Source organism: Micromonospora sp. NPDC002296 (assembly GCF_040296145.1).
Taxonomy (GTDB): Bacteria; Actinomycetota; Actinomycetes; order Mycobacteriales; family Micromonosporaceae; genus Micromonospora.
Genome location: NZ_JBEOWQ010000077.1, coordinates 1 through 15765, shown reverse-complemented (window position 1 = coordinate 15765; position 15765 = coordinate 1). Strand labels below are relative to the sequence as shown.

The window sequence follows — 15765 nt, the reverse complement described above, 5'->3', positions numbered from 1 at the left end:
GCGCCGGCAGCCCGGCGGCGGTGACCAGCTCGTCGTCCAGGTGCAGCAGCTCGGCCCGGTGCAGCGGCCAGCGTGGATGCCAGTTCGGCAGGTGCAGAGTGCGGCCGTAGGCCCGGGTGTGCAGCGCCCAGCGGGCGGTGACGAAGTGTTCCAGCGGGGTCGGATCGGTGATCCGCTCGCCCGTCCGGACGACCATCCGGCTCGTCGTGCCGGCCGGGCCGGGCCAGCGGCGCCGGCACCGGTAGGTGAGGAGGTCACCGTCGCGTTCCAGCTGCATCGACGACCATAGGTACGGCAGCCGCAGGGCGGCTCGGGCGACCAGCACCGGGACGAGCCGAGAGGCGTCGAGCGAGCGGAACACCACGGCCCGGCGGCCGGCGTCGTCGACCGAGTAGAGCCGCACGTTCGTCTCCCGGAAGGTGCCGAGGTACGGCACCCCCGGTCCCCGGCCGAGGCCCAGCCCCGACCATCCGGAAGCCGATCAACCCGACGTGGGCGACCCCGTCGAGGGTGTCCGGGCGGGTACCGGCGGGCAGCAGCGGTGCGACGAGTTCCGGTTCGACCGCCCAGTGCAGGAAGGTGAGGTCCTCCCAGCGCTGTCGCAGGACCCGCCGGCGGAACGTTCGATCGGGTGCGGGATCGACCCGCTCGATGTCCACGCGCCCATCGTGCGGCCCGTCGGACCCGCCGGGCAACAGTCACTCGGCGAGACCCGTGGCGTAGGTGTGGTGGGCTGCATCACCGGTGAGCGCCGGCCCGGTGGCCTGTCCGTGCCGGAACACGCCCGGTCCGTTTTGCTCGCGCGAACGGGGGTACCGCGCAGGAGCCTGCAAAACAGCCGCTCCACGGAGGTAACAGACTAAATGAGCAGCAATCCCGCCAAGGCGGTTAAAGGTGTCGTGGGGGCAGCTACGGGAAAGGTGGCCGACATCCTGACCCCGGACGTGCCCGGCGCGCCGGGCAGCGCCCCACCGACCGCCGCGGAGCCGACGACGCCACATGACCCACTGCCACCGAAGAAGGAGCAGGGGGCCCCGGAGACGCGCACCCCGACCGGCGCGAGAACCGGCGCGCCGTCGACCGCGAACGGACAGCAGGGCGCCTACCTCACCACCTCGCAGGGGGCGCGGCTGCGCGACACGGACCACTCCCTGAAGGCCGGGCCGCGCGGCCCGGTGCTGCTCCAGGACCACCATTTGCGCGAGAAGATCACCCACTTCGACCACGAGCGCATCCCCGAGCGCGTCGTGCACGCCCGGGGGGCCGGGGCGCACGGCGTGTTCAACGCCTACGGCACCGCCGAGGCGGTCACGAGGGCCGGCTTCCTCAAGAAGGGGCGGGAGACCGACGTCTTCGTCCGGTTCTCCACCGTCCTCGGCTCGCGCGGCTCGGCCGACACGGTCCGCGACACGCGTGGCTTCGCGACGAAGTTCTACACCGACGAGGGCACGTTCGACCTGGTCGGCAACAACATGCCGGTCTTCTTCATCCAGGACGCCATCAAGTTCCCCGACGTCATCCACGCCGGCAAGCCGCACCCCGACCGGGAGATCCCGCAGGCCCAGAGCGCGCACGACACGTTCTGGGACTTCGTCTCCCTGCACACCGAGGCGCAGCACCACACGATGTGGAACATGTCCGACCGGGGCATCCCGCGCTCGTTCCGGACGATGGAGGGCTTCGGCGTGCACTCCTTCCGGCTGGTCAACTCCGCCGGGGAGACCGTGCTGGCCAAGTTCCACTGGAAGCCCAAGCTGGGCGTGCACTCCCTGGTCTGGGAGGAGGCGCAGCTGCTCGGCGGCATCGACCCGGACTTCCACCGCCGGGACCTCTACGACGCGATCGAGGCCGGCGCGTACCCGGAGTGGGAGCTGGGCATCCAGGTCTTCCCCGACACGCCGGAGGAGACGTTCGCCGGGATCGACCTGCTCGACCCGACCAAGATCGTGCCGGAGGAGCTCGCCCCGGTGCAGCCGGTCGGGAAGCTGACGCTCAACCGCACGCCGACGAACTTCTTCGCCGAGACCGAGCAGGTCGCCTTCCACGTCGGCCACCTGCCGCCGGGGATCGACGTCACCAACGACCCGCTGCTGCAGGGCCGGCTGTTCTCGTACGTCGACACGCAGCTCACCCGGCTGGGCGGCCCGAACTTCTCGCAGATCCCGATCAACCGTCCGCACGCCGCGGTCAACGACATGCTGCGCGACGGCTTCCACCAGCACGCCGTCCACGCCGGGGTGGCGCCGTACCGGCCGAACTCGCTCGACGGCGGCAACCCCTTCCCGGCCGGCGACGCCGAGCACGCGTTCGTCGACGTGCCGGTGACGGTGGCGGAGGCGCCCAAGGTGCGCGCGAACCCGGCCTCGTTCGACGACCACCACAGCCAGGTCCGCCTGTTCTGGCTGAGCATGTCGCCGGTCGAGAAGGAGCACATCATCCGCGCCTACACCTTCGAGCTGGGCAAGTGCTACCACCAGGCGATCAAGGAGCGTCAGCTCCAGAGCCTCGCCAACATCGACCCGGTGCTCTGCGAGCAGGTGGCCACCGGCCTGGGCCTTCCCGCGCCGGAGCCGACCATGCCGCTCGCCGACGTCGCGCCGAGCCCCGCGCTGTCCCAGGTCGGCCGGCTGTGGCCGACCGACGGCCGCACGATCGGGATCGTCGTCGGCCCCGACAGCGACCTCGACGGCGTCGGCCAGGTGCGCCGCGAGGTGCTCGCCGCCGGCATGGTGCCGCTGCTGATCGCCCCGCACGGCGGCAAGGTCGGGGACCTGCCCGTGCAGCGGACCTTTGCCACCGGCCGGTCGGTCGAGTTCGACGCGCTGCTGCTGGCCGCGGCGCCGGCGCCGGCGCCGGACGCGCTCCCCGCGCGCGACGCCAAGGCGGGAGCGGCGGACTCCGCGTCCGTGGACCCGCGTGTGCTGCTCCTGGTGCAGGAGTGCTGGCGGCACGCCAAGGCCGTCGGCGCGTGGGGCGGCGGCGTCACGGTGCTGGATCAGGCGGGGGTGACGGGCACGCCGGGCGTGGTCACGGGTGACTCCGGAACCGAGGTCTTCACCACCGTGGGGCAGTTGCTGGCCACGCACCGGGTGTGGGAACGGTTCCCCGCATCCGTCGCCTGACAGGGCCCGCCCGTTCGCAGACGAGGGGCCGTCCTCCGCATCGTCGGAGGGCGGCCCCTCGTCCCGTCGTACGGCCCGGCCCGCGTCGGGCGCGCCGGCCGGCGGGCGCGCCACCCGGGTCGTCCGGTCGGCGGGTCCGTCGGTACGTCAACCGGGACCGCCCGCCTGACGCACCACGTCGTCCGGCGACCGCTCGGCCGGGCCGTGCCCCTCCCGCCTCGCGTCGGCGAGGTCGGCGTCGACCATCGTCTCCACGAGAGATCGGAATTCGCTGCGGGGCTTCCACCCGAGCCGGGACCGGGCCTTCGACGCGTCACCGACGAGCAGGTCGACCTCGGCTGGGCGGAACAGGCGCGGATCCTGCGCGACGTGCCCGCCCCAGTCCCCGATCCCGACGCGGTGGAAGGCGACGTCGAGCAGGTCGCGCACGGAGTGGGTGACGCCGGTGGCGATCACGTAGTCGTCCGGCTCAGCCTGCTGGAGCATCAGCCACATGGCCTCGACGTAGTCGCCGGCGAAGCCCCAGTCCCGGCGCGCCTCCAGGTTTCCCAGCGTGATCCTGTCCTGCAGGCCGAGGGCGATGCGGGCCACGCCGCGGGTGACCTTCCGGGTGACGAACTCGTGGCCGCGCCGAGGGCTCTCGTGGTTGAACAGGATCCCCGAGCAGGCGTGGGCACCGTACGACTCGCGGTAGTTGACGGTCATGAAGTGGCCGAAGACCTTCGCGACCCCGTACGGCGAGCGGGGGTGGAAGGGGGTCGTCTCGGTCTGCGGAACCTCGCGGACCTTGCCGAACATCTCCGAGCTGGACGCCTGGTAGAAGCGGACGCGGCCCATCTCGTTGTGGGTGTGGATCTGGATCGCCTCAAGCATCCGCAGCACCCCGATCCCGGTGATCTCGCTCGTGAGCTCGGCCTGTTGCCAGGACATGCCCACGAAGCTGACCGCGCCCAGGTTGTAGACCTCGTCGGGCTGGGCGACGTCCAGGGCGCTGATCAGGCTCGGCAGGTCGCGGAGGTCGCCGTCCAGCAGCCGCACCGATGGGACGATCTGCTTCACCCGGGGGACCCGGGGATTGTTCTGTCCCCGGACCAGGCCGAACACCTCGTAGCCCTTTGCGATCAGCAGCTCGGCCAGATAGAGGCCGTCCTGACCGGTGACTCCCGTGATGAGCGCGCGTGGCACGTGAACTCCTCGTCGGCCCCGGCGGGCCACCTAGGCCCCGTCCTGACCGACGATCTCCAGGTCCGGCAACGGGAATATCAGCTTCCCGCCCTTCTCCAGGTATGCGCGTTCGCGCTCGACGAACACCTCCCGGAAGAACCACGGCGCGACCAACATGTACTCCGGGTGGTCCGAGCGGGCCTGTTCCTCCGAGATGATCGGGACGCCGATGGAGGCGATCCTGCGGCCGATCTTGGCGGCCTGGCGTTCGACGGCGAAGGGCAGGTCCGTCACGTCCAGGTCGGCCGCCTGCCAGATGGTGCCGCCCCGGGTGCTGGCGCCGTAGATGTAGCAGCGCTGCCCGGCGGCGTTGATGTCGTCGACCAGCCGACGCAGGCCCTCGAACGCCTTCCTCGCCCGCGCCGCGAACCCGAGCCAGACCTCGGGCCGGTGCAGCGCGGCTTCCTCCTCGCGGCGCCGCTGCCGTGCCACGGAGTCCTCGACCGGCCGGCTGCCCCGGCGGGAGACCAGGGTGCGGAACGACCCGCCGTTCACCGTGGACAGCCGTACGTCGTTGACCTCCAGGCCGTGCCGGTGCAGCAGGCTCTCCAGCGCCGTCAGCGACCAGTAGGTGAGGTGCTCGTGGCACACGTTGTCGACCGCGCCGAGCTCGACCATGGTCAGGGCGTAGTTCTGCTGGATCAGCCAGACGCCGTCGTCGGCGAGGACCCTGGCGACGTCGGCCACGAAGTGGTTCGGGTCGTCCAGGTCGTAGAACATGGAGACGCTGGTGACGACGTCGAACCTCTCGTACGCCCCGGCGGGGTGCGCGGCGCGGAAGTGCCGGGAGTCGAAGAAGTCCGTGACGACGCGGTCGGCGTGCCGGCCGGACTCCCGGGCGAAGGTGCGCACCGGGTCCACGCCGACCCGGTGCACCCGCTCGGGCACGAATGACAGCAGCGTGCCGTCGTTGCAGGCGATGTCCAGCCACCGCCGCGCGTCCGGCCGGCTGTCCAGCGCGTGGTCCACCACGGTCCGCAGGTCCTCGCGGATCGCCTCGTTGGTGCCGGACCGGAAGCCGTAGCGATCGTGGTACATCAGCTCGCGGGGGGTGGTGTCCCGCAGTTGCGCCAGTCCGCAGTGCTCGCACAGCACCAGCACCAGCGGCCACCGGGGCGGACGGAGGTCGTCGTCACGGAAGTCGCTGAGGTACTGGTCGCCGAGGTCGAGGACTTCGGTGAGCCCGGCGGCGTGACAGGATCGACAGATCACAGGTGCCTCCAACGGCCTGGTTCGTCGGGTGCCGGGCGTGCGGGCGGCCACCCGCACGGGACGGCCGCGCACCTGCGGCGGGCCGCCCGCCGCCGGGCCGGCCTCAGAGCAGGTGCGCGTTGCGCAGCACGACGGGAAGGAACGGGTGCAGCAGGCCGGACCCGGACTCCTCCAGCTGCCGCAGGTCCGCCCGGGAGTGCCAGCGGACCCAGCCGTGGGTCCGGTCGGCGGGGGTCAGCGAGCGGGCCTCCTCGTCGGTGCACTGGTACGTCATCAGGGTCAGGATGGTCTGGAAGCCACGCTCCTCGGCAGGGACGCTCCTGGTGCCCCACCTGACGTTGTAGGTGTGGTTCAGGACCAGCCGGGAACGATCGGCGTCGAGGTGAAGTTCCCGCCGCAGCGCCCGGACCGCGCTGTCGGTGAGCGTCTCGCCCACCTTCATCCGGCCGCCGAAAACCCAGAACATGTTCCGCAGTGGCAGGTCCTCCCGGTGACCGAGCAGCACCCGGCCGTCCGCGGTGTGCGGTATGACATCGACGTTGGCCTGCACCAGGTTGTCCAGTGCTCGTGCGTAGTCGTCCTCGGCCAGGCCGAACTCGGGCACCTCTCGGTGCGTGAAATCATCTTCCACGAGCTCGTGGATCACGGGTTTCACAAGGCACGCTCCTGGCCGTGGCGCACGGGGTTGGTCCCGCCCGGTGGCGGGTCCCGGCGCGCCCTCGCTCGGAAGGGCCCCGGGAACACCCGGTGCGGGGTGACTGGGCGGCTTGAACCGCCCGGCGAGGTCTGGTGGTGACGTGACCGCGGAGGGCGGGGGCCGACTGCGGCACCGCTGGAATTCGAAACCGTCGGTGACTGTCTGACAGCAGCGCGTCAACTGTTCCACACGCATAGCCGACTGTCCATACCTTGCCGTGCAACTACCACGGTGCCGGTGGAGCGCTCGCCGGGCGGTGGGCGCGTCGGCCGTCTACCGTTGTTCTTCGGTCCGCGGTCCCGTGCGATTCGGGCGTGCGGCGCGTCGTCGTGCGCCCGCGCTCCGCGCGGGCGCGTCGGCGGTGGGCTGTTCGCCGGTCGTGCGTGGTGTCGGCGTGGCGAGTGGTGCGGATGACGCCGAACCGCCCCCCACATTGCCGGATTGTTACATCTCAGGGTCTGCCGAGCCTTGCGGTTGACCCTCCGCCGGAATACGTTGCCTCCAACAACAAAACCAGGTGAAGATTCTTCCCCTTCCGGAGGTATCGATGATGTTGGCGAGGTGGTGCGAACGATGAGCGACGTACCCATCCTCCTGGAGATGCGCTCCATCACCAAGGAGTTCCCCGGAGTCAAGGCCCTCGCCGACGTCAACCTGGTGGTGCGCGCCGGCGAGATCCACGCCATCTGTGGCGAGAACGGCGCCGGCAAGTCCACGCTGATGAAGGTGCTCAGCGGGGTCTACCCGTACGGCACCTACGAGGGCCAGATCGTCTACCAGGGCGCGGAGACCCGCTTCTCCGACATCCGCGCGAGCGAGAGCGCGGGGATCGTGATCATCCACCAGGAGCTCGCGCTCATCCCGGACATGTCGATCACCGAGAACATCTTCCTCGGCAACGAGCCGCGCAGGCGGGGCGCGATCGACTGGAAGTCCGCGAACCGGATGGCGCTGGACCTGATGGCCCGGGTCGGCCTGACGGAGAACCCGGACACCCTGATCAAGGACATCGGGGTCGGCAAGCAGCAGCTCGTGGAGATCGCCAAGGCGTTCGCCAAGGACGTGAAGCTGCTCATCCTCGACGAGCCCACCGCCGCGCTGAACGAGGCGGACTCCCGGCACCTGCTGGACCTGCTGCGCGGCTTCCGCTCGCGAGGCGTCACCTCGATCATGATCTCGCACAAGCTGAACGAGATCGAGGCGATCGCGGACCAGATCACCATCCTGCGAGACGGTCGGACCGTCGAGACCCTCGACGTCAAGGCCGACGGCGTCGACGAGGACCGGATCGTGCGCGGCATGGTCGGCCGCGAGCTCAGCAGCCGGTTCCCGGATCACACGCCGAAGATCGGCGAGGTCTTCTTCGAGGTCCGGAACTGGAACGTCCGGCACCCGATCTCCGCCGACCGCCAGGTCTGCAAGAACGAGAGCTTCGTCGTGCGACGCGGCGAGATCGTCGGCTTCGCCGGACTGATGGGCGCGGGCCGCACCGAGCTGGCCATGAGCGTCTTCGGCCGCTCCTACGGGGTGTACGAGTCGGGCACGATCATCAAGGACGGCAAGGAGATCGTGCTCAAGTCGGTGGCGGACGCGATCGCCCACGGGCTCGCGTACGTCAGCGAGGACCGAAAGGCGATCGGGCTGAACCTGCTCGACGACATCAAGACCTCGACGGTGGCCGCCAAGCTGTCCAAGATCTCGCGCCACGGCGTGCTCGACGAGGTCGAGGAGTACCGGTCCGCCGAGGCGTACCGCAAGGAGTTGCGGACCAAGGCCCCGACGGTCGACGAGGGCGTCTCCAAGCTCTCCGGCGGCAACCAGCAGAAGGTCGTCCTGGCGAAGTGGATGTTCACCGATCCGGACCTGCTGATCCTCGACGAACCGACCCGCGGCATCGACGTGGGCGCCAAGTACGAGATCTACGGCATCATCCAGCGGCTCGCCGACCAGGGGAAGGGCGTCGTCGTCATCTCCTCGGAACTGCCTGAGCTGATCGGGCTCTGCGACCGCATCTACACCGTGTTCGAGGGCGCCATCACGGGCGAGATCGCCCGGGCCGACGCGGACCCGGAGACCCTCATGAAGCAGATGACCTCGACGAAGAAGATGCAGACACGATGAGCCGGATCAAGGACCTTCAGAAGAACCTGTTCGGAGGCACGACCTCCAACGCCCGTCAGTTCGGGATGATCTTCACACTGGTCGCGATCGTCGTCCTTTTCCAGATCCTGACCGACGGCCTGACCCTGCGATCGGACAACCTGATCGCGCTGTTCCAGCAGAACTCGTACATCCTCATCCTCGCCATCGGCATGCTGATGGTGATCGTCGCCGGGCACATCGACCTGTCGGTCGGCTCGGTCGCCGCGATCGCCGGCATCCTGGTGGCCAAGTCGATGGCCGACTGGTCCCTGCCCTGGCCCGCCGCCATCGCGTTCGGCCTGGTGATCGGTGCGGTGATCGGCGCCTGGCAGGGCTTCTGGGTGGCCTACATCGGGGTGCCGGCGTTCATCGTCACCCTGGCGGGCATGCTGCTCTTCCGGGGCGGCAACCAGTTCATCGGCAACGCGAACACCATCCCGGTGCCCGAGGGCTTCCGGGTGATCGGCTCCGGGTTCCTGCCCGAGGTCGGCCCGAACACCGGCTACAACAACCTGACGCTGCTGCTGGGCCTGGTCGCGTGCGCGGCCGTGGTGTGGCGGGAGCTCCAGTCGCGCCGGACGCGCCGCGAGATGGACGCCGACGCGGCCCCGATGTGGATCTCGATCCTGCGGATGGCCGTGATGATCGGCGTGATCGTCTTCGCCTCGCTGCGCTTCGCCAGCGGTCGCGTCGGCACCAGCTTCCCGGTCTCCGGCATCATCCTGGTGGCCCTGGTGCTCGCGTACTCCTTCTACACCCGCAACACGGCGGGCGGCCGGCACATCTACGCGGTGGGCGGCAACTCCCGGGCCGCCGAGCTGTCCGGCGTCAAGCTCAAGCGGGTCAACTTCTTCGTCATGATGAACATGTCCGTGCTGGCCGCCCTGGCCGGCATGATCTTCGTGGCCCGTTCGGCGGCCTCCGGTCCGCAGGACGGCAACGGCTGGGAACTGGACGCGATCGCCGCGGTGTTCATCGGTGGCGCGGCCGTCGCCGGCGGCATCGGGACCATCAGCGGCTCGATCGTCGGTGGTCTGGTCATGGCCGTGCTCAACAACGGTCTGCAACTGATGGGCGTCGGCACCGACCGCGTCCAGATCATCAAGGGCCTGGTCCTGCTGCTGGCCGTCGCGATCGACGTCTACAACAAGAGTCAGGGACGGTTCTCCGTCATCGGCAGCCTCACGCGCTCGTTCCGCCGTGACGGTTCCGGCCCCCCCACCGCGTCACCCAAGGTGGACCGCGAGCCCGGCCGCACCAAGGTGCCCGGCTGACGCCCACCGACCTTCTCTTCCCGTATCACCTCCGTAGAAGGGCATTACTGCTCATGCGCAACTTCCTCGGCAAGTCGGTGGCCATCGGTGCCATCGCAGCGCTGGCCCTCACCGCCTGCGGCTCCGGCCGCGACGAGGAGTCCGGCAGCTCCGGCGGCGACGCCAAGGGCTTCGCGGCCAACTCCCTGATCGGCGTGGCCCTTCCGGCCAAGACCTCGGAGAACTGGGTCCTCGCCGGTGACCTGTTCACCAACGGCCTCAAGGAGGCCGGGTTCACCAGCGACGTGCAGTACGCGGGCGCGTCGACCACGGTCGCCGACCAGCAGGCGCAGATCACCGCCATGGTCACCAAGGGCGCCAAGGTCATCGTCATCGGCGCGACCGACGCCGCGCAGCTGTCGACCCAGGTCGCCGCCGCGCACCAGGCGGGCGTGAAGGTCATCGCCTACGACCGGCTCATCACCAACAGCCCGGACCTCGACTACTACGTCGCGTTCGACAACTTCAAGGTCGGCCAGCTCCAGGGCCAGGCCCTGCTGGACGGCATGAAGGCCAAGAAGCCGAACGGCCCGTACAACATCGAGCTCTTCTCCGGCTCGCCGGACGACAACAACGCCGGTGTCTTCTTCAACGGCGCGATGGACGTGCTCAAGCCGGAGATCGACAAGGGCAACGTCGTCGTCGGCTCGAAGCAGGTCGACGTCAAGCAGACCGCCATCCAGGGCTGGAAGGCCGAGGGTGCGCAGGCCCGCATGGACCAGCTGCTGACCTCGACGTACGGCAGCAAGGAGCTGGACGGCGTCCTGTCCCCGAACGACACGCTCGGCCGCGCGATCATCACCTCGATCAAGGGCGCCAACAAGCCGATCCCGGTCGTCACCGGCCAGGACTCCGAGGTGGAGTCGGTCAAGTCCATCATGGCCGGCGAGCAGTACATGACGATCAACAAGGACACCCGGAACCTGGTCAAGCAGACCATCACCATGGTGAAGTCCCTGCAGGCCGGCGAGACGCCCGAGGTGAACGACACCAAGTCCTACAACAACGGCAGCAAGGTCGTCGACACGTACCTGCTCCCGCCGGTCGCCGTCACCAAGGCCAACGCGGCCGAGGCCTACGCGAACGACCCGAAGCTCGCGCCGCTCACCAAGTGAGCACCGCGAGGTAGCCAACGGCGAAGGGTCCCGGAGTCCACGTCCGGGGCCCTTCGCCGTGGCAGCGTCCACCAGCGACGCCGAGCCGACCCGGGGGAGGAGGCCCGACCGTGGCGACACCCACCGGGTCCGGGCAGGCGCGGCTCGGCCGCGACCCGGACCTTGCCGCGCCCGGGGCGCCCGGCGTGACCCAGGAGGAGACCCGCCGGCGGAACCTCGGCGCCGTGCTGCGTCACGTCCACGTGCACGGCCCGACGTCCCGCGCCGAGCTGACCAGCCGGCTCGGCCTCAACCGCAGCACCATCGGGGCGCTCGCGGCCGACCTCGCCGCCGCCGGGCTGGTCACCGAGGCGCCGACCACCGTCCGCCGAGCAGGGCGGCCGTCGCTGGTGGTGCGCCCTCGCTCGGAGCAGGTGTACACGCACGCGTTGAGCGTCGAGGCGGACCGGCTGCGCGCCGCCCGCATCGGCCTCGGCGGGCGCATTCTCGACCTGCGCGAGGTCGACAGGCCCGGCGGGATGTCGACCTTCGACGCGATCGGCCCGCTGGCCGGCCTGGTCCGCGACATGCAGCGTGCCGTCACCGGCGACGCGCTGCTGGTGGGTGGCGCGGTCGCGGTGACCGACACGACCCGTGACCGCGACGGGAGGATCCGGATCGGCGGACCCGACGAGGCGCTGCGCGCCGCGTTCGAGGCCGGACTCGCCGCGGGCCCGGGTCTGGTCGCCGGGGACCTGGCCGACATCGCCGGCGTGGCCGAACACGTCCGGGGCGTGGCGGTGGGCACCGACGACCTCGTCTACCTGCACGGCGATCTCGGGGTCAGCGCCGGGATCATCGTCGGCGGCCGGCTGGTGGCCGGCCACCGGGGGCATGGCGGCAAGGTCGGCCACATGGTGGTCAACCCGTACGGCCTGCCCTGCGGCTGCGGCTCGCGCGGCTGCTGGGAGACGGAGATCGGTCAGGCGGCGCTGCTGCGGCATGCCGGCCGGGAGCCGGGCGGGCCGCCGGCGGTCGTGGAGGTCCTGCGCGCGGCGGCCGGTGGCGACCGCGCCGCTCAGGCGGCGGTGCGGCAGGTCGCCGACTGGCTCGGCTTCGGCGTGGCCAACCTCGCCAACGTGGTCAACCCGGGCATAGTGGTGTTCGGCGGATCGTTGCGCGACATCTACGCCGTCGGGGCGGAAACCGTCCGCCGTCGCCTGGACGCCATGGTGCTGCCCGCCTTCCGCGAGCATCTGCGGCTGCGGGCGGCGACGCTCGGCCGCGACGCCGCCCTGATCGGCGCCGCCGAGCTGGCCTTCGCCGAGCTGCTGGCGGACCCGCTGAACGTCGGGGCCGCCGGCCGGTCGGGGACCGGGCCCACACCGGCCTGACCGTCAGTCGGGGCCGGCTGCCCGGCCCGGGGTGCCCGCTGCGGGCGCCGCCTCGTCGAGCGCGATCCGGATCGTGTCGAGCAGCGGACCGTCCGGGTGCTCGATCCACTGCTGGATTGCGACGCGCAGGGTGGCCAGGCAGGTCGCCGCCAGGACCCGCGACCGCAGGGCCACCTCCGGTCCGGTCAGCCGGTGCGTCAGCTCGGCGGCCAGCTCCCGTTCGATTGTCGTGTACGCCGCCACCTGGTGGGCGAGCAGGCCCGGGTGCCCGCGCACCCGTCGGCGTTGAGCCAGCCAGGTCGGCGCCAGGTCGCCGTACATCTCGGTGGTGAGGCGCTCCGCCGCGCGGCTGAGCACCGTCCACGGCTGTTCGTCGGCCGGCTGGTCCCGGATCAGTTCCAGCATCCGGCGCAGCCGCACGGTGTCGCCGTGGAAGATCGCCTCTTCCTTGCTGGAGAAGTAGTTGGAGAACGTCCGCCGGGAGACGTCGGCGGCGTCGGCGATCGCCTCGACGGTCACCCGGTCGAGGCCCTCCTCGGCGGCGAGGCGCAGGGCCGCCTCGTGCAGGGCGAGGCGGGTGGCCGCCTTCTTGCGTTCCCGTAGCCCGGCCTCGTGCATGCCGTCAGGCTACGCGATGGTGACCTAGTTCTCAACGCGCAAGTTTGCCCGCTGCGCAAGATTGTTGGATAGTTGCATGCGGCAACCATCGACACCGGGAGGGTAAGCGTGGAAACCACCGCCCGTGAACTCGGAATTCGATTGTTCGACCTGCTCAAGAGCGTGCGGGTGATCAAGCAGCGGCGGGCCGACGACCGGCCGTCCGTGCCGATCGGCATGGTCGGCATGCTCATCCAGATCGAGCAGCGCGCCACCGGCTGCCATGCCAGGGAGTTGGCCTCCCGCACCGGGCTCGACCCGTCGACCGTCAGCCGCGCCGTCGCCTCGCTCGTCTCGCACGGCCTGGTCGAGCGGCGCGCCGACCCGGCCGACCGGCGGGCCAGCTGGCTGGCCATCACCCCGAAGGGGCGGAGCGCCCTCGCCGACGCCCACGGCTGGTACGGCGAACTGCTCGAACGGGCGCTCGCCGACTGGACTCCCGGCGAGGTGGCGGCGCTGTGCGCCGCACTCGACCGGTTCACCCGCGACCTCGATGTCGCTCTCGGAACCAACAACAACCTGGAGGACGCGCGATGAGCGCACCCACCACCACGGCGGCAGACGCGCCGATGACCCATCGGCAGACGCTGGAGGCACTCAGCGGCCTGCTGCTGGTGCTCTTCGTCGCCATGCTGAGCGGCACCGTCGTCTCGACGGCGCTGCCGAAGATCATCGGGGCGTTGGACGGCTCGCAGATCCAGTACACCTGGGTGGTCACGGCCACCCTGCTCACCGCGACGGCCACCACCCCGATCTGGGGCAAGCTGGCCGACCTGTTCAACAAGAAGACCCTGGTGCAGGTGGCCATCGTCGTCTTCCTGGTCGGCTCGGTGGTAGCCGGCTTCTCGCAGAGCGCCGGCCAGCTCATCGCCGCCCGCGCGTTCCAGGGCATCGGCGTCGGCGGCCTGCAGGCCCTCGTCCAGGTCGCCATCGCGGCGATGATCCCGCCCCGCGAGCGCGGCCGGTACAACGGCTACCTCGGTGGCGTGATGGCCGTCGCGACGGTCGGCGGACCGCTGCTCGGCGGCCTCATCGTCGACACGTCCTGGCTCGGCTGGCGCTGGTGCTTCTTCGTCGGCGTGCCCGTCGCCGCGATCGCGCTGGTCCTGCTCCAGATGACCCTGCGGCTGCCCACCGTCCGGCGCGAGAACGTCAAGATCGACTACCTGGGGGCGAGCCTGATCGCCGCCGGCGTCAGCGTGCTGCTGATCTGGATCTCGTTCGTCGACAGCTCGTTCGCGTGGGTGTCCTGGCAGTCCGGCGCGATGGTCGGCGGCAGCATTCTCCTGCTGGCCCTGGCGACCTGGGTCGAGTCGCGGGCGGCCGAGCCGGTCGTCCCGCTCAGCATCGTCCGGCAACGCACCACGGCCCTCGCCATCCTCGGCAGCCTCGCGGTCGGCATGGCCATGTTCGGCGGCGCCGTCTTCCTCGGCCAGTACTTCCAGATCGGGCGCGGCTACAGCCCCACGGAGGCGGGCCTGCTCACCATCCCGATGATGGCCGGCGTCCTCGGATCATCCATCATCGCCGGCCGCATGATCACCAACTCCGGCAAGCTCAAGCCGTACATCGTCTTCGGGGCGGTCGTCCTCGTCATCGGGTTCGGCATGCTCGGCACCATCGACCACGAGACGTCGCTCGTCCTGGTCGGCGTGGCCATGTTCATCGTCGGCACCGGCGTCGGCATGACCATGCAGAATCTCGTCCTCGCCGTGCAGAACACCGTGCCGCTCAAGGACATCGGCGCGGCCAGCTCCACCGTCGCGTTCTTCCGTTCCCTCGGCGGCACCATCGGCGTCTCCGTGCTCGGCGCCGTCCTCGCCCGCCGGGTCAGCGACCAGGTCACCCACGACCTCACCGCCGCGGGGATCCCCGCATCCGGCAGTGGGGGCGGCAGCCTCAACCTCGAGGTCCTGCCCGAGCCCGTGGCGAACATCATCCGCGCGGCGTACGGCGACGCCACCGGGCACATCTTCCTCATCTCGGCAGCCATCGCCGTCGTCGGCATCATCGCGGCGCTCCTGCTCAAGCCGGTCAACCTGCGCACGAGCCTCGACCTGCCCGACCCGGCGAAGTCGGCGGCCGTCGGCGCCGACGCCGTCGACGGGGCACCCGCCTTCGACCAGGTGAGCGTCGGCTCCGGCGGGACGAGGCGTCCGCCCTCCGCCGGCGCCTGACGTACGACCCGGCGCCTGACGTACGAACCCGGGGCCGCCACCGTTCAACGACGGTGGCGGCCCCGGCCTGTGTGGAGCGCCGGGGCGGGCGTACGCTGCCGATCCGCTTAGCGAGGGCCGTCACCCACGGCCGTGACCGAGTCGAGGGACCCGTGGAAACTGCCGAGGCCGCACCGGCTCCGCTCGCGGTGCCCGGCCGGCGGCGCGGTCCGCTGCACCGGGCGGCGCGCGAGCTGACGCTCGTGGCCGTGCTGTTCCTGGCGTACAAGATGGCTCGCGTCGCCGTGGTCGGCCGGGTGGCGACCGCGTTGGAGAACGGGGAGTTCGTCTGGCGCCTGGAGCGCCTGCTCCGGCTGCCCAGCGAGGCCGCCGTCCAACTCCCGCTGCTCGCGGGCGACCTGCCGGTGCGCCTGGCCAACAGCTACTACGCCTACGTGCACTTCCCGGCCACGGCGGCGTGCCTGGTGTGGCTGTACCTGCGCCGCCCCGCGCACTACCGCTGGACGCGCCGGGCGCTGGCCGGGCTCACCGCCGCCGCGCTGGCCCTGCACCTGCTCGTGCCGCTGGCCCCGCCCCGGCTGACCCCGCTGACCGGCATGGTCGACACCGGCAGCCGGTACGGGCCCGCCGTCTACGGCGCACCCGGCGCCGACGAGCTGAGCAACCAGTACGCGGCCATGCCGTCCCTGCACGTCGGCTGGGCCGTCGCCGTGGCCGTCGCGCTCGTCGCGGC

Annotated in this window: 13 protein-coding genes and 1 pseudogene; 8 read left to right on the top strand and 6 right to left on the bottom strand. The window is 70.8% G+C overall.

Annotation, left to right across the window (positions count from 1 at the left end; translation table 11 throughout):
- Both ABT023_RS27895 and ABT023_RS27890 read right to left on the bottom strand, forming a co-directional pair.
- On the bottom strand, positions 1-436 hold a 436-nt coding region (locus tag ABT023_RS27895), incomplete at its 3' end, for a YqjF family protein (protein WP_350889542.1).
- 79 nt (positions 437-515) lie between these two features.
- Positions 516-659: pseudogene (locus tag ABT023_RS27890) on the bottom strand (DUF2071 domain-containing protein); the annotation flags it as partial.
- Between the two features lie 204 nt (positions 660-863).
- Here ABT023_RS27890 and ABT023_RS27885 point away from each other — a divergent pair.
- Positions 864-3122, top strand: a complete 2259-nt coding sequence (locus tag ABT023_RS27885; RefSeq protein WP_350889540.1) for a catalase — start codon at positions 864-866, stop codon at positions 3120-3122.
- Positions 3123-3269: 147 nt separating this feature from the next.
- Here ABT023_RS27885 and gmd read toward each other — a convergent pair whose 3' ends face one another.
- The 3 genes from gmd to ABT023_RS27870 form a co-directional block, all read right to left on the bottom strand.
- Entirely contained in the window at positions 3270-4307 is a 1038-nt protein-coding gene (gene gmd / locus ABT023_RS27880) for a GDP-mannose 4,6-dehydratase (protein WP_350889539.1), read from the bottom strand.
- Positions 4308-4337: 30 nt separating this feature from the next.
- A complete protein-coding gene (locus ABT023_RS27875; RefSeq protein WP_350889538.1) occupies positions 4338-5558 on the bottom strand; it encodes a methyltransferase domain-containing protein in 1221 nt (406 codons plus the stop codon).
- Between the two features lie 103 nt (positions 5559-5661).
- On the bottom strand, positions 5662-6162 hold the full coding sequence (locus ABT023_RS27870; protein ID WP_350889536.1) for an NUDIX domain-containing protein: 501 nt from the start codon (positions 6160-6162) through the stop codon (positions 5662-5664).
- A 666-nt stretch (positions 6163-6828) separates the two neighbouring features.
- Between ABT023_RS27870 and mmsA the strand changes: the two genes are divergently transcribed.
- The 4 genes from mmsA to ABT023_RS27850 all read left to right on the top strand — a co-directional run bounded on the left by mmsA (position 6829) and on the right by ABT023_RS27850 (position 12198).
- Positions 6829-8376 carry a multiple monosaccharide ABC transporter ATP-binding protein gene (gene mmsA / locus ABT023_RS27865; RefSeq protein WP_350889535.1) on the top strand — a complete coding sequence of 516 codons (1548 nt, stop codon included), beginning with the start codon at positions 6829-6831 and terminating at the stop codon, positions 8374-8376.
- Entirely contained in the window at positions 8373-9671 is a 1299-nt protein-coding gene (gene mmsB, locus ABT023_RS27860) for a multiple monosaccharide ABC transporter permease (protein ID WP_350889533.1), read from the top strand. The genes mmsA and mmsB overlap by 4 nt, the downstream gene beginning before the upstream one ends.
- Before the next feature lie 53 nt (positions 9672-9724).
- Positions 9725-10825, top strand: a complete 1101-nt coding sequence (locus ABT023_RS27855) for a substrate-binding domain-containing protein (protein WP_350889531.1) — start codon at positions 9725-9727, stop codon at positions 10823-10825.
- 110 nt (positions 10826-10935) lie between these two features.
- On the top strand, positions 10936-12198 hold the full coding sequence (locus ABT023_RS27850) for an ROK family protein (protein WP_350889530.1): 1263 nt from the start codon (positions 10936-10938) through the stop codon (positions 12196-12198).
- Positions 12199-12201: 3 nt separating this feature from the next.
- Here ABT023_RS27850 and ABT023_RS27845 read toward each other — a convergent pair whose 3' ends face one another.
- Positions 12202-12816 (bottom strand): TetR/AcrR family transcriptional regulator, encoded by a 615-nt coding sequence (locus tag ABT023_RS27845; protein ID WP_350889529.1) that lies wholly within the window; start codon positions 12814-12816, stop codon positions 12202-12204.
- 108 nt (positions 12817-12924) lie between these two features.
- Here ABT023_RS27845 and ABT023_RS27840 point away from each other — a divergent pair, with 108 nt between their 5' ends.
- The 3 genes from ABT023_RS27840 to ABT023_RS27830 form a co-directional block, all read left to right on the top strand.
- Entirely contained in the window at positions 12925-13392 is a 468-nt protein-coding gene (locus ABT023_RS27840) for a MarR family transcriptional regulator (protein ID WP_350889527.1), read from the top strand.
- Complete coding sequence (locus tag ABT023_RS27835; RefSeq protein WP_350889526.1) at positions 13389-15032, top strand: MDR family MFS transporter; 1644 nt, start codon at positions 13389-13391, stop codon at positions 15030-15032. The genes ABT023_RS27840 and ABT023_RS27835 overlap by 4 nt, the downstream gene beginning before the upstream one ends.
- A gap of 152 nt (positions 15033-15184) precedes the next feature.
- Positions 15185-15765, top strand: a 581-nt coding sequence (locus ABT023_RS27830) for a phosphatase PAP2 family protein (RefSeq protein WP_350889524.1), incomplete at its 3' end; no start/stop codon positions are given.